This is a genomic window from Chromohalobacter sp. HP20-39 (assembly GCF_033052815.1).
Classification (GTDB): Bacteria; Pseudomonadota; Gammaproteobacteria; order Pseudomonadales; family Halomonadaceae; genus Chromohalobacter.
This window is the reverse complement of the sequence record NZ_JAWHTP010000868.1, coordinates 1-257: the sequence shown is the minus strand read 5'-3', so window position 1 is coordinate 257 and position 257 is coordinate 1. Positions and strand designations below refer to the sequence as shown.

At 64.6% G+C, this 257-nt stretch carries 1 protein-coding gene; it reads left to right on the top strand.

Annotated features, from left to right (window positions below; all coding sequences use genetic code 11):
- The coding region (locus RVY79_RS20440) for a PLP-dependent transferase (RefSeq protein ID WP_317466418.1) at positions 1-257 on the top strand (257 nt) is incomplete at both ends.

Sequence of the window (257 nt, the reverse complement as noted above, 5' to 3'; positions counted from 1 at the left end):
TATGGCGGCACCATCAACCTGCTGGCGCACATGCTGCCGCGGTTCGGCATCACCACGACCTTCGTCAAGCCACGCGCGCTCGACGAGTTCCGTGCCGCGATCAGGCCGAACACGCGGCTCGTGATCGGCGAGACCATCGGCAATCCCGGCCTCGAGGTGCTCGATATCCCCGCGGTGGCGCAGATCGCGCATGACGCGAAGATCCCGCTGTTGATCGACAACACCTTCGCGACACCCTACCTTAGCCAGCCGATCGA